The sequence below is a fragment of the Streptomyces sp. R44 genome, from assembly GCF_041053105.1.
In the GTDB taxonomy this organism is placed as follows: domain Bacteria; phylum Actinomycetota; class Actinomycetes; order Streptomycetales; family Streptomycetaceae; genus Streptomyces.
In genome coordinates this window covers 7,981,691-7,993,860 of sequence record NZ_CP163444.1, presented here as the reverse complement: position 1 = coordinate 7,993,860, position 12,170 = coordinate 7,981,691, and the positions used below count along the sequence as shown (strand labels likewise).

Genomic DNA, 12,170 nt, shown 5'->3' with positions numbered 1-12,170 from the left:
CGTCAGGCCCGGCGGAGCGCCGAGCGGCCCGCGAAGCGCGCCGCGTCGCCCAGCTCCTCCTCGATCCGGATCAGCTGGTTGTACTTCGCCGTGCGGTCGGAGCGGGAGAGCGAGCCGGTCTTGATCTGACCGCAGCCGGTCGCCACCGCCAGGTCCGCGATGGTGGTGTCCTCCGTCTCGCCCGAGCGGTGCGACATGACGGCCGTCCAGCCCGCCCGGTGGGCCGTGGCCACGGTGGCGAGCGCCTCGGTCAGGGTCCCGATCTGGTTGACCTTGACGAGGACCGAGTTGCCGACGCCGGTACGGATGCCCTCGCGCAGCAGCGTCTCGTTGGTGCAGAACACGTCGTCGCCGGTGAGCTGGCAGCGGTCGCCGACGCGGGCGGTCAGCTCGCGCCAGCCGTCCAGGTCGTTCTCCGCCATCGGGTCCTCGATGGAGACGATCGGGTAGGAGTCGATGAGCTTGGCCAGGTAGTCGGCGTTCTCGGAGGGGGTGCGGCGCACCCCCTCGCCCGCGTAGTCGTACACGCCGTCGCGGAAGAACTCGGACGAGGCCGGGTCCATGATGAGGCCGATGTCCGTGCCGGGCCGGTAGCCGGTGCGCTCGATGGCGGACATCACGAAGTCGAGGGCCTCCTCGGCGGTGCGCAGCGCGGGGGCGAAGCCGCCTTCGTCGCCGACGCCGGTGGAGTGACCGGCGGCCAGCAGGTCGCGGCGCAGGGTGTGGAAGACCTCGCTGCCCATGCGGACGGCCTCGGCGAAGCTGTCCGCACCCACAGGGGCGATCATGAACTCCTGGAAGTCCAGGGGATTGTCGGCGTGGGCGCCGCCGTTGACGATGTTCATCATCGGCAGCGGCAGGAGGTGGGCGTCGGGGCCGCCCAGGTAGCGGTAGAGGGGCTGGCGGTGGGCCGCCGCGGCCGCCTTGGCCGCGGCGAGGGAGACGCCGAGGACGGCGTTGGCGCCGAGCCGGGACTTGGTGGCGGTGCCGTCGAGGGCGATGAGCGCGGCGTCGACACCGGCCTGGTCCGCCGCGTCCCGGCCGCGCACGGCCGCCGCGATCTCCCCGTTGACGTGGGCGACGGCACGGTCGACGCCCTTGCCGTGCCAGCGCGCGGAGTCCCCGTCGCGCAGTTCCACGGCCTCCCGGGCGCCGGTGGAGGCGCCGGAGGGGACGGCGGCGCGTCCCAGGGACCCGTCCGTGAGGACGACGTCGACCTCGACCGTGGGATTGCCGCGGCTGTCGATGATGCGGCGGGCGGTGACGGTCTCGATGACGGCGTCGACGGTTCCGGCTTCGTCGGTGGACATGGTGGTTCCTCCCCGTGGTGGTGTGCCGTGGCCCCGGCTGCGTCCGCGCCGACGCCGAGCCCGACAGACCAAACCCTACAGCAATGCTGTTCAGTTTCTCTGTTCAGTTTTGCTGTACAGCATGGCTGTGCAGGTCAGCCGCACGGCACGGCCGGCTCACGGGGTAAAGTGCCGTATGCCCACGCCGGAAGCCGCCACCATCGCCACCGAACTGCGCACCGCGATGGGCAAGCTCACCCGGCGCGTCAAGGACGAGGACCGCATCCCGCTCGGTCAGGCCGCCGTCCTCGGCGCGCTCGACCGGAACGGCGCCATGACCACCAGCGACCTCGCCGCCGATCAGCGCGTACGCCCCCAGTCGATGGCCCGCGCGGTGGGGCTGCTCATGGAACAGAACCTGGTCACGCGCCGCGCGCACCCCACGGACGGCCGCAAGTCGCTGGTCGAGCTGTCGGACGCGGGCCGGTCCGCGCTGGAGGCGGAGCGCGGCCGCAGGGCCGGCTGGCTCGCCCAGGCCATCGAGGCCGAACTCACGGACGAGGAGCGGGCGTTGCTTGCCCGGAGCGCCGCCCTCCTGGAGCGGCTCGCCGCACGCTAGGACCGGTCCGGCCCTGATCCGCCAGACCGGCCGCCCTGGTCCCCTGATCCGCCGAGCACGCGCACGGCCTCCACGATCAGGTTCCAGAACCCGTCCGTGTCGACCTCCATGCCGACCGCGGTGTCGGCGGGCAGGTCCGTCACCCCGTGCAGGTCCACGACCGTCGCGCCCCGTGTGTGGGTGCCGTTGAGCTCGACCGTCACCGCCGCCCGTACGAGGGTGACGAGGGACGGGTCGATCAGGTGGGCGACGGTGAGCGGATCGTGCAGCGGGGGTGCGTCGAAGCCGTACACCTCGCGGTAGGTGGAGGCGAAGTAGGTGAGGAGGTCGACGCAGAGCCCGCTCAGCGGTGTGCCGAGCGCGGCGATCCGGGCGACGACCTCGGGGGTGGCGCGTACCTGGTGGGTCGCGTTGAGGCCGAACATCGTCACCGGCAGTCCGCTGCGGAAGACGATGTCCGCCGCTTCCGGATCGCACAGGATGTTGAACTCGGCCGCCGGTGTGGTGTTGCCGCGGCCCGTCGAGCCGCCCATGAGCACGATCCGCTCGATCCGCCCGGCGAGTTCGGGGTGGGCGAGCAGGAAGACCGCGATGTTGGTGAGCGGCCCGGTCGGCACGAGCGTGACCGGTGCCGGGTGCGCGAGGAGGGTGTCGCGGATGAGGGTGAGGGCGTCGCGCGGGTCCTGCGGGACGTCCGGTTCGCGCGCGCCGAAGCCGGGACCGTCGAGGCCGGAGTCGCCGTGGATGTTCTCCGCGATCCGGCGCGGCCCGTGCAGCGGCCGGTCGCGGCCGGCCGCGATCGGCACGTCCTTGATCCCGGCCACCGAACAGACCCGGCGGGCGTTGAGCGTGGTCTTCTCCAGCGTCTGGTTGCCCGCCACGGTGGTGATCGCGAGCAGGTCGATCGCGGGGTGCGCGGCGGCCAGCAGGATGTTGAAGGCGTCGTCGTGACCGGGATCGCAGTCGAGAATCACGGGAACCGGCATGCCCTCACCGTCCCATATCCGGCGCGGTACGCGAAGGACGCGGCCTCGGAAACCGGTCACGGACCGCGCGTGGCGGAACGGACGGCGTCCCCGGAACCCGCCCGTCCGGGCGTACGGGCGTTCTAGCGTGCCGGGCATGACCTCGCTCAGGTACCGGCGGGCAACGGCGCTCGCCCTCGCCTCCGTCCTGCTGCTCCTTCCCCGGGCGGCCGCGGCACAGGACCCCACGGCCGTCGCGCCCGTGCGGGCGGCGACTCCGGACCGCCCCTCCTACGACGTTTCGCTGCGCGCCGACGCCGACGGCTCGCACTGGTCGGGCCGTCAGACGGTGTCCTTCCGCAACGCCTCCCGTACTCCCCTTCGTTCGGTCGACCTACGGCTCTGGGGCAACGGCTCCGACGGCTGCGGCGCCCCGGGCGCGCCGTCCCCGGTCCGGGTGAGCGAGGTCGTCGGCGGCAGCCCGCGGCCGCTCGCCGTCGGCTGCACCGCGCTGACGGTCGATCTGCCCGCGCCGCTGCCGTACGGGGCGCGCGCGAGCATCTCCTTCGACCTCGCGATCACCGTCCCGGACCGTGTGCACCGCTTCGGCCGCGACGGCGCGCACCGCTACCTCGGCAACGCGCTGCCCGTGCTGTCCGTACGGGACGAGCAGGGCCGGCACCTCGACCCGGACGTCGGTTTCGGCGAGAGCTTCTTCACCCTGGCCGGTGACTTCCGGGTCGTGCTCGACCACCCGGACGCACTGCTCGTCCCCGCGACGGGCACCACCACCCGGCGCGCGGGCGCGCCCGGCCGCACGGTCAGCACCAGCGTCGCGCACGGGGTGCGGGACTTCGCGTGGGCGGCGGGCCCGTTCCGTACGAAGACGGTGACCACGCCCGGCGGCGTGCGCCTCCACGCGTACTGGACCGCCTCCACGTCCGCCGAGGGCGTCGCCGTGGACCTCAAGGCCGCCGTCGGATCGGTCGACGAGTTCGGGGAGCGGTTCGGACGCTATCCGTACGGCGAACTCGACCTGGTCATGAGCGACCACCTCGACGACTTCGGCAGCATGGAGTTCCCGGGCCTCGTCCTGCTGTGGACCGAACCGGAGGGGTCGGCCGTCGTGCACGAGATCGCCCACCAGTGGTTCTACGGCATCGTCGGCAACGACCAGTTCTCCTCGCCCTGGCTGGACGAGTCCTTCGCCCAGTACGCGAACCAGTCGTACTACGGGGAGGACACCACCGTCTGCTGGGAGGACGCGGGCGCGTGGCCCAGCGACACGGCCGCCCTCACCCGGCCCATGGGCTACTACGCGGACGGCCACCGCTCCGAGTACGTCCGGGTCGTCTACCTGCGCGGCGCCTGCGCCCTGCACGATCTGGAGCGGGTCCTGGGCGGCCCGGCGATGGCGGGCATGCTGCGCGGCCATGTGCGGGACCACTGGCTGGGGGTCGCCACCACCGCGGACTTCAAGCGCGCGGCGCAGGCGGCGACGGTGAAGGACCTCGGGCCGTTCTGGACGGAGCACAGGATCTTCTGACGGGCGGTACGAGCTGGGCCGGGCTCGGGCACCCTGCGGCGCCCGAACCCGTGCGCCCACGCGTCACGCGTCCCAGGTGACCGGGAGGCTCTTCACCCCGTAGATGTCCGCGGTCTCCGGGCGCAGCGCGACCTCCTCGGCCGGGACGGCCAGGCGCAGCGTCGGGAAGCGCTTGAACAGTGCGGCGAACGCGACCCGCATCTCGACGCGGGCGAGCTGCGCCCCCAGGCACAGGTGGATGCCGTGGCCGAAGGCCAGGTGTCCGCCGGCGTCCCTGCGGATGTCGAGCTCGTGGGGGTCGGGGTAGCGCTCGGGGTCGCGGTTGGCGGTGTGGTACGAGAGGACGACGGTCGTGCCGGCCTCGATGGTCTGCCCGCCGACCTCGACGTCCTCGAGGGCCGTCCGCATGAAGGACTTGGCGACGGTCAGGTACCGCAGGAGCTCCTCGACGGCGCCGTCGGTGAGCGTCGGATCGGCGCGCAGCGCGGCCAGTTGCTCCGGGTTCTGCAGGAGGGCGAAGGCGCCGAGGGACAGCATGTTGGCGGTGGTGTCGAAACCGGCCGCGAGGAGGATGAGGCTGATCCCCTTCAGCTCCTCGTCGGTGAGGTCGCTGTCCGTGAGTTCGCTGAGGATGTCGTCGGTGGGGTTCGCGCGCTTGGCGGCCACGAGCCGGGCGAGGTAGTCCTGGGTGGCGGTGTAGGCCGCGATCAGTTCCTCGTCGCTCGTCTCGCCGTTCATGAAGGTGTCGATCTGCTCCTGGAAGGAGTCCCGGTCCTCGTACGGCACGCCGAGGATCTCGCAGATGATGATGGTGGGGATGGGCTTGGCGAACGCGGTCACCAGGTCCGCCGACGGTCCGGCCGCCTCCATGGCGTCCAGACGGTCGGCGGTGATCTGCTCGACCCGCTCGGTGAGCAGGCGCATCCGCCGCGCGGTGAACTTGCCCACGAGCGGCTTCCGGTAGCGCCCGTGCTGCGGTTCGTCCATGAGGAGGAACTCACCGGGCGGCGCCGGCGGCAGCGCGAAGTCGACCACGTTCATCAGGTCCTTGCGCGAGCTGAACCGGGGGTCGGCCAGGACCGACCTGACCAGCTCGTGTCCGGTGACGATCCAGCCGGGTTTCCCGCCGGGGTGGGTGTAGCGGCTGATCTGGCCGTGCTTGCGGGCGTCGATCAGCTCGGCCGGCGGGTCGAAGGGGCATCCGGACGGGCGCTCGGTCGGCAGGGTGGTGACGGTGTGGACGGACTCGCTCATGGCCATTCCTCGGTCTCGCGGCGTCGGCTGTTTGAGGCAGGCCGAAAGCTACGTTGCGTTCAGATTTTCGTCAATCAACTGAACTCCATAACCCCAGGTAGAGGCCGCGAAATTGATGCAATGACCTTGTACATTAATGCAACGACTCGTTGCAATGAATCTCTGCTTCCGGGCGTTCCCTGCGGGCGATCGCGAGGCCGGCGGCTCCGACCAGGAGCAGGAGGGCGACCGTGCCGAGGGTGAACGCCTCGAACGTCGCCCGGGACATGCCCCAGATGTCGTCGAAGGCGTACTCGATGCCGAAGAGCGCTTCCAGGGTTCCGGGGAAGAGCGCGCACCAGGAGCCGACGAGGATCCAGGCGTAGACGAGCGCCGCGCAGGTCATGAACCCGCCCTGGCCGAAGGGGACCTGGTAGGGCCGTACGACCTCGGGCCGGCGCAGCCGGAGCAGGACGAGCGCGGGCACGATGACGAGGTACGAGAGGAGCAGGGTGGTGACCGCCACGGTGAGCACCACGGCGAACACGGCGCCCGCGTCGCCCTCCGCGACCCGCATGGCCACGATCATGAAGACGGTGGCCACCGCTCCGGAGAGCAGGTTGGTGCGGACGGGCGTGCCGAGCCGCGGGTGGAAGGCGCCGAGCTTGCGGGTGAAGGAGCCGCCGTCGGCGGCGGCCATCGCCTGCATGCGGTCGCTGACGATCATCCACGCGCTGCCCTGGGTGAGGAGGGCGAAGACGAACATGACGGCGGTGAGCGTCAGGAGCGGGCCGCCCGCACCGCCGTAGATGCCGAAGACGAGCCGGGCGCCTTCCATGAAGCCGCCGATCCCGGTGACCTGGTGGGCGGGGACGACCGCGAGGAGCGCGAGGACCGGCAGCAGGTAGCAGCAGGCGGCGACGGACGCGGAACGTCCGAGGGCGGCGGGCACGTCGCGCTGCGGGTCGTGCATCTCCTCGCCGGCGGCGTTGGGGGCTTCGAAGCCGACGTACGCGAAGAGCAGGATGGGCACGAGGGCGAGGAATCCGGCCGTGGTCGGGGTGAAGTGGGCGTCGCTGAGTCCGTGGAAGCCGTGTTCGAGCCCGTAGAGCAGTGCCGTCAGGGTGAACACCGCGAGGGTGAGGACCTTCACCGCGGCGCCGAGGGTGGTGATCCATTTGCCGCGGCGCAGGGAGACGACGGCGGTGAGGATCGCGGTCCACACGAACAGCAGCTTGAACGTGTAGTCGGCGAAGGTGCCCGAGCCCAGGTGGAAGACGAAGCCGTCCCAGGTCTCGGCGGCGAGGAAGACCAGGGAGCCGCCCAGCCAGATGGGGTTGGTCACCCAGTACAGCAGGGTGGTGAGCGCGGCCGCCGAACGGCCGAGGGTGAGCTTGACCCAGACGTACGGGCCGCCCTCCTGCGGGAACGCGGCGCCGGTCTCGGCGAACAGCAGGGCGTACGGGACGAGGAAGAACAGCGCGAGCGCCGCCGTCCAGGTGGCGGCCTCGCCGCCGCCGGTGGCGATCTGCCCGACGGTGTCGAAGGAGATGACGGCGGCGATGCCCAGGGCGGTGATGTCGAGGCGCTTCAGGCTGCGCCGGAGCCCAGAGGTGGTGTGGGGAGTGCGCGGGTCGGTGGCGGAGAGAGGGGAGGACACGGGCAGTTCCTAGCGGGGAGAGGGGTACTGCGAGCAGGCGCGCGTGAGCGCGGTGACGGAGTGGCGTCCGTGTCGGGGAGGCCCGGCGGGGGCACCGGGCCTCCCGTGCGGGGTCAGGCGGGGCGGATCTCGCCGGTGGGACCGGTGCGCTCCAGGACACCGCGCAGCGCGGTGGCCACCTCCTTGGCCTCGGTCTCCGTCATGACGAGCGGCGGGGACAGGACCAGGCTGTGGGCGGAGTCGCGGACGATCACGCCGGCTTCGCGGCGGATGACGTCGTGGGGCATCCGGGCCGGGTCGAGGGGCAGGGGGGCACGGGTGGCGCGGTCCTGGACCAGTTCGACGGCCAGCATCATGCCGACGGAGCGGATCTCGCCGACGATCGGCAGGTCGCCCAGCTGTGCCTTCAGTTCGTCGTGGAGGAAGGAGCCCAGACTCGTGGCGCGGGCGAGCAGTCCTTCCCGCTCGATGATGTCGAGGTTGGCGGTGGCGACGGCGGTGGCGACCGGGTGGCCGTTGTAGGTGTAGCCCATGGGGAAGCCGTGGTCGCGCAGGAGCACCTCGGCGAGCCGGTCGCTCACCAGGAGGGCGCCGAGCGGGACGTAGCCGGAGGTGATGCCCTTGGCGGTGACGATGATGTCCGGGGTGACGTCGAAGTACTGGGCGGCGAACCACTCCCCGACCCGGCCGTACGCGGTGACGACCTCGTCGAAGATGAGGAGGATGCCGTGCCGGTCGAGGACCTCGCGCACCCGGGGCCAGTAGTCGGCCGGCGGGACGAGCATGCCGCCGACGCCCATGATGGGCTCGCCGATCATCGCGGCGATGTTCTTCGGGCCGATCTCGGCGATGCGCTCCTCGAGTTCGCGGACGAGGAAGTCGGTGACCTGCTCGGGTGCGAGCGGCTCGTCGCCGTACAGCTCGCTGCGGTACGGCCACGGGGGCGTGAGGTGGGAGACGTGCGGCATCATCGGGGCGAAGCCCTCGTGGTAGACGGGGAAGCCGGTGGCCGAGCCGCCGCCGTAGCCGATGCCGTGGTAGGCCTTGCTGCGCGCGAGGATCCAGGTCCGGCTGCCCTCGCCGCGGCGGTGGTGGTAGTAGCGGGCCATCTTGATGGCGGCCTCGTTGCCCTCGGAGCCGCCGGAGGTGAAGTAGACGTGGTTGAGCGGCTCGGGGGCGATCTCGGCCAGGCGGGCGGCGAGCTTGATGGCCGGCTCGTTGGAGAACTCCCAGAAGCTGGTGAAGTACTCCAGCTTCTTCATCTGCTCGTGGGCGATGTCGGCCACCTCCTCGCGGCCGTGTCCGATCTGCGCGAGCCAGAGGCCGCCGGTGGCGTCGAGGTAGTCGCGGCCCTCGGTGTCGGTGAGCCGGCAGCCGGAACCGGAGGCCATGATCACGCGCTCGGTGGCGGTGCCCGGCAGGTAGGGGTGGATGATGTGCGCCCGGTCGAGGCCGATCAGGTCTGCGGTGTGCTCGCTGGTCATGGTGGTGAGTCCCTTGCTGGGGTGAGGGTGTCGGGTGGGTGCCGAGCCGGCGTCCTTCGGGTCGCCGGCGGGTCAGCCGTACGCGATCCAGGTGGTCTTCAGGCCGGTGTACTTGTCGAAGGAGTGCAGGGAGAGGTCGCGGCCGTGGCCGGACTGCTTGAACCCGCCGAAGGGGGTGTACGGGCTGAGCGCGTCGACCGTGTTCACGGACACGGTCCCGGCGCGCAGGGCGTCGGCCACGCGGTGGGCGCGGCCGAGGTCGCGGGTCCACAGGGAGGCCGCGAGGCCGTAGGCCGAGTCGTTGGCGAGGTGGATCGCCTCGGCCTCGTCCCGGAAGGGGAGGACCGCGAGGACGGGGCCGAAGAGCTCCTCCCGGACGAGCGGGGCGTCGGGGCCGAGGCCGGTGACGACGGTGGGGTCGAGGTAGGCGCCGTCCCGGTCGGGCCGTGTGCCGCCGCAGACGACGGTGCCGCCCGATGAGCGCACGGCGTCGAGGACGCGTGCGGCCTGGGCCTCGTCGACGAGCGGTCCGAGCCGGGTCGCGGGGTCGAGGGGGTCGCCCGGCAGCCAGGTGCGGGCGTGCTCGGCGACGCGGGCGGTGAACTCCTCGGCGACGGAGGCCTCGACGAGGAGGCGGGTGTTGGCGGAGCACACCTGCCCGGCGTTGTAGACGAAGCCCCAGGCCGCGCGCTCCGCCGCCGCGTCCAGGTCGGCGTCGGCGAAGACCACGTTGGGGCTCTTGCCGCCGGCCTCGGGCCAGACCTGCTTCATGTTGGACTCGGCGGAGTAGGCGAGGAAGCGCTTGGCCACGGCGGTGGACCCGGTGAAGACGAGGGTGTCGACGTCCGGGTGGAGGCCGAGCGCCCGCCCGGTGGTCTCGCCCGGGCCCGGGACGACGTTCAGCACGCCGTCGGGCAGGCCGGCCTCCGCGGCGAGCTCCGCGAGGAGCAGGGCGGAGAGCGGGGACTGCTCGGCGGGCTTCAGTACGACGCTGTTGCCCGCGGCCAGGGCGGGGGCCAGCTTCCAGCTCGCGAGGTCGAGGGGGAAGTTCCAGGGCACCACCGCGCCCACCACCCCGAGCGGAGCGCGGCGCACGAGGGCGAGGTTGCCCGGCGGGGCCGGGGCGGCCTCGTCGTAGAGCTTGTCGACGGCCTCGGCGTACCAGGTGAAGACGCCGGCCGCGCCGGGGACGTCGGTGCCGTGGGACTCGGCGATGGGCTTGCCCATGTCGAGGGTGTCGCAGAGGGCGAGCTCCTCGCCGTGCTCCTCGATGAGCCGGGCGAGGGCGAGCAGGACCCGCCTGCGCTCCGCGGGTGCGGTGCGCGACCAGCGGCCGTCCTCGAAGGAGGTGCGGGCCGCGGCCACGGCCCGGTCGACGTCCGCGGCGGAGCCGGCCGCGACCTGGGCGGTGGTCTTGCCGGTCGCGGGGTTCACGGTCGGGAGCCAGTGGTCCTCGGAGGGGTCGGTCCACGCTCCGTCGATGAACAGGCGGGTGCGTGGGGTGAGGTCGGCGGCGCGCTGCCGCCAGTGGGCGTACGTCTGCATGGTGTGGCCTTCGATCGCGTCGTGGGACGTCTGCGAGCCGGTGCCCGTTCGGGGGGCGGGGGAGGTGCGGCCCGGGCTGTGTGCGGGGGCGGCGGAGGGGAGAGGAGCTCGGCGGGGGGTCGTCCGCACCGACTTCTTTGAGTTGGGATTCAAACAATTGGTGAAGCGGCCGTCAATGCTCTGGACGAGAACTTCTTGCACAACCTGATCCGGTCATCAGAGAATGGGCGCCATGAGGAAAGCAGGCAGACCACGCGACCAGACGGCACGGCGGGAGGCCCTGGTCACCGCCGCGGGGCGGGCCATCGCGGAGCGCGGCCTCGAAGCCCTGCGCATCAAGGACATCGCGGAGGCCGCGGGTGTCTCCCAGGGCTCGGTCCTGTACTACTACCCCGAGCTGGACGACCTTGTCCTCGAGGTGCACCGGGGCGCCGTGGAGAGCTATCTGGCCACCCGGCAGCAGGCCTACGACGAGGCACCCGCCGACGATCCGGCCGCACGGCTGCGGGCCCTCCTGAACAGCGGGCTGCCGAGCACGGCGGACGACCCGCTCCACGGGCTGCTCTACGAACTGCACCGGCGCGCCGGCCGCAGCCCCGGGCACGCCGAGCTGATGGCCTCGCTGTTCGGCCGGGAGGTCGCGCTCTACACCACCGCGCTCGCCGTGGGCGCCGCGACCGGCGGGTTCACGCTCGCCGCGGCCGCGCCGGACCTGGCACACGGCCTGGTGGCCCTGGAGGACGGCTACGGACTGCACATCGTCAGCCGCAACGCCGCGCTGCGCCCCGACAGGGCCCGTGAGCTGATCCTGGCCCACGCCCGGGCCGTGACGGGCCGCGCGGATCTGTGAGGCTCAGGCCCCCGCGGGCCTGCCGGCGATCTCCCGCAGCAGGTCCATGACCGCCCGGGCGCGGGCGGTCTGGGTCATGCTCCGCACCGAGGCGATCCTGACGTCGAGCGGCGGTCCGCCGTCCCGGAGCCGGAGCTCGGCGACCTCGCCGCCGCCGTACGTCTGGCTGGTCGCCGGCCGCTGGTTGAGCACCGAGTAGCCGAGCCCGCGGGCCACCAGGGACCGCACGGTCTCGAAGCTCCCCGTGCGGTAGCGCACGTCGGGCGCGGTGCCGGTGGCGGCCACCAGGGAGCGGAAGTAGTCGCGGCTGTGGGGCAGGTCGAGGAGGACGAGAGGCTCCGCGGACAGCTCGGCGAGCTCGACGCTGTCCCGTCCCGCCAGCGGGTGACCGGCCGCGACGATGACGTACGCCGGTGCCCGGGCGACCGTCTCGCCGTCCAGGTCCGGCTCGGCCGCGAGACCGAGGTCGTAGGTGAGCGCGAAGTCGACGCGTCCCGCCGTCAGGGCCTGGACGAGCTGGTCCGCCTCCGCCTCCACGACGTCGAGCTCGATGCCCGGGTGGCGCCGGGTGCACTCGCTGAACAGGGCCGGCAGGTAGTGGGGTGCCAGGGTCACGAAGCAGCCGACGGTCACCGGCCCGGAGAGGGACTCGCCCCCTCCCCTGGCCTCCTCGGCGACCTCGCGGGCGCGGGCGAGGAGTTCCTCCGCCTGCTGCCGGAGCCGCTCCCCCGCGGGTGTGAGGGTCAGGCCCCGGCCGCGCCGGCGGATGAAGAGCTGGACCCTGAGGTCCTGCTCCAGGTTGTGGACGGCCGTGGACACGGCGGACTGCGCGATGTGCAGCTCCGCCGCCGCCTCCGTCATCGAGCCGCGTTCGGCGGCGACGAGGAAGTAGCGGAGCTGGACGAGTGTGAAACCCACTGGTGACGTCATGCGTGGCCCTCGCGCCTGGTGGTCCGGTCGCCTCCGACCCTATGCGGCG

The 12,170-nt window shown here is 72.3% G+C and carries 10 protein-coding genes; 3 read left to right on the top strand and 7 right to left on the bottom strand.

The features are described from left to right. Positions 1-2: 2 nt before the first annotated feature. Complete coding sequence (eno, locus tag AB5J54_RS37040; protein ID WP_369148325.1) at positions 3-1,310, bottom strand: phosphopyruvate hydratase; 1,308 nt, start codon at positions 1,308-1,310, stop codon at positions 3-5. 175 nt (positions 1,311-1,485) lie between these two features. On the opposite strand from eno, the gene AB5J54_RS37035 reads away from it, so the two are divergent. Continuing rightward, entirely contained in the window at positions 1,486-1,908 is a 423-nt protein-coding gene (locus tag AB5J54_RS37035) for a MarR family winged helix-turn-helix transcriptional regulator (protein ID WP_369148324.1), read from the top strand. Here the strand turns inward: AB5J54_RS37035 and AB5J54_RS37030 are convergent. Then, complete coding sequence (locus AB5J54_RS37030) at positions 1,905-2,894, bottom strand: nucleoside hydrolase (RefSeq protein ID WP_369148323.1); 990 nt, start codon at positions 2,892-2,894, stop codon at positions 1,905-1,907. The two genes, AB5J54_RS37035 and AB5J54_RS37030, sit on opposite strands and share 4 nt — an antisense overlap. A 136-nt stretch (positions 2,895-3,030) precedes the next feature. On the opposite strand from AB5J54_RS37030, the gene AB5J54_RS37025 reads away from it, so the two are divergent. Further along, a complete protein-coding gene (locus AB5J54_RS37025) occupies positions 3,031-4,419 on the top strand; it encodes a M1 family metallopeptidase (RefSeq protein WP_369148322.1) in 1,389 nt (462 codons plus the stop codon). A 63-nt stretch (positions 4,420-4,482) separates the two neighbouring features. Here AB5J54_RS37025 and AB5J54_RS37020 read toward each other — a convergent pair whose 3' ends face one another. From AB5J54_RS37020 to AB5J54_RS37005, 4 genes are all read right to left on the bottom strand, one after another. Next, a complete protein-coding gene (locus AB5J54_RS37020; RefSeq protein WP_369148321.1) occupies positions 4,483-5,673 on the bottom strand; it encodes a cytochrome P450 in 1,191 nt (396 codons plus the stop codon). A 133-nt stretch (positions 5,674-5,806) separates the two neighbouring features. Next, positions 5,807-7,312: an APC family permease gene (locus AB5J54_RS37015; RefSeq protein ID WP_369148320.1), complete on the bottom strand. Its 1,506-nt coding sequence runs from the start codon at positions 7,310-7,312 to the stop codon at positions 5,807-5,809. A 113-nt stretch (positions 7,313-7,425) separates the two neighbouring features. Continuing rightward, a complete protein-coding gene (locus AB5J54_RS37010; RefSeq protein ID WP_369148319.1) occupies positions 7,426-8,796 on the bottom strand; it encodes an aspartate aminotransferase family protein in 1,371 nt (456 codons plus the stop codon). 72 nt (positions 8,797-8,868) lie between these two features. Further along, the gene (locus AB5J54_RS37005; RefSeq protein ID WP_369148318.1) at positions 8,869-10,341 is read right to left on the bottom strand and encodes an aldehyde dehydrogenase family protein; all 1,473 of its coding nucleotides are present in this window, start codon (positions 10,339-10,341) and stop codon (positions 8,869-8,871) included. Positions 10,342-10,573: 232 nt separating this feature from the next. On the opposite strand from AB5J54_RS37005, the gene AB5J54_RS37000 reads away from it, so the two are divergent. Next, a complete protein-coding gene (locus AB5J54_RS37000; protein WP_369148317.1) occupies positions 10,574-11,191 on the top strand; it encodes a TetR/AcrR family transcriptional regulator in 618 nt (205 codons plus the stop codon). A gap of 3 nt (positions 11,192-11,194) precedes the next feature. Here AB5J54_RS37000 and AB5J54_RS36995 read toward each other — a convergent pair whose 3' ends face one another. After that, positions 11,195-12,109: a LysR family transcriptional regulator gene (locus AB5J54_RS36995; RefSeq protein WP_369148315.1), complete on the bottom strand. Its 915-nt coding sequence runs from the start codon at positions 12,107-12,109 to the stop codon at positions 11,195-11,197. Between the last annotated feature and the right edge of the window lie 61 nt (positions 12,110-12,170).

Coding starts and splice junctions, on each gene's coding strand:
- AB5J54_RS37025 (WP_369148322.1), top strand. CDS start 3,031: ATGACCTCGCTCAGGTACCGGCGGGCAACGGCGCTCGCCCTCGCCTCC.
- eno (WP_369148325.1), bottom strand. CDS start 1,310: ATGTCCACCGACGAAGCCGGAACCGTCGACGCCGTCATCGAGACCGTC.
- AB5J54_RS37010 (WP_369148319.1), bottom strand. CDS start 8,796: ATGACCAGCGAGCACACCGCAGACCTGATCGGCCTCGACCGGGCGCAC.
- AB5J54_RS37035 (WP_369148324.1), top strand. CDS start 1,486: ATGCCCACGCCGGAAGCCGCCACCATCGCCACCGAACTGCGCACCGCG.
- AB5J54_RS37000 (WP_369148317.1), top strand. CDS start 10,574: ATGAGGAAAGCAGGCAGACCACGCGACCAGACGGCACGGCGGGAGGCC.
- AB5J54_RS37005 (WP_369148318.1), bottom strand. CDS start 10,341: ATGCAGACGTACGCCCACTGGCGGCAGCGCGCCGCCGACCTCACCCCA.
- AB5J54_RS37020 (WP_369148321.1), bottom strand. CDS start 5,673: ATGAGCGAGTCCGTCCACACCGTCACCACCCTGCCGACCGAGCGCCCG.
- AB5J54_RS37030 (WP_369148323.1), bottom strand. CDS start 2,894: ATGCCGGTTCCCGTGATTCTCGACTGCGATCCCGGTCACGACGACGCC.